Here is a 511-nt window from a genome sequence, read left to right on the forward strand (position 1 = left end):
TAGCCGTCTTCGCGACTTCAGGGCCTTTTTCCTTGATGACCGGCACAACTTTAGGGGCCGCTGCCTTGACAACCAATGCGCCTGTTCCAAGAACCCCTACCGCTGCTGTTCCCTTTTCCTTCGCTTGTGCGCGGTGGTATTCGCAAACGGGCATCCTTGTGCCTTCGGGAAGCTCTTTCTTGCAGATGATGCACTTACTCATCGGTTGCCTCCTCGTTCGCTTCTTCACCCGACGGGAGCTCCTTGGGTTCCTCGGGAGGTTCGAGTTCCATCGCCTTGACGGATTTTGCAATGGCGTGGAAACCGCCAATAATATGCTCGTGTCTTTCGCTGCTGAAGCTGTCTATTTGCAACAGGGTTTGCTTGTTGTCAAGTTTGTTCGAGAGGACGAAACCTTTGAATTGCTCAAGGGATAGCCTTGCTGCATCTTCTTCGCCAAGCAGGCTGTAGGCAGCGTATTCTGTGCGCGACATCATGGCGATGGCGGTAAGCGCGGTCATAGCGTTATTTC

2 protein-coding genes are annotated in these 511 nt (G+C 53.4%); both read right to left on the reverse strand.

Annotation, left to right across the window (positions count from 1 at the left end; all coding sequences use genetic code 11):
* Window positions 1-202, reverse strand: a 202-nt coding sequence (locus ACK8P7_RS11025) for a hypothetical protein (RefSeq protein ID WP_410044240.1), incomplete at its 3' end; no start/stop codon positions are given.
* On the reverse strand, window positions 195-511 hold a 317-nt coding region (locus ACK8P7_RS11030), incomplete at its 5' end, for a hypothetical protein (RefSeq protein ID WP_410044241.1). The genes ACK8P7_RS11030 and ACK8P7_RS11025, both read right to left, overlap by 8 nt.

The organism is Oribacterium sp. P9, from assembly GCF_046365365.1.
Lineage (GTDB): Bacteria > Bacillota > Clostridia > Lachnospirales > Lachnospiraceae > Oribacterium.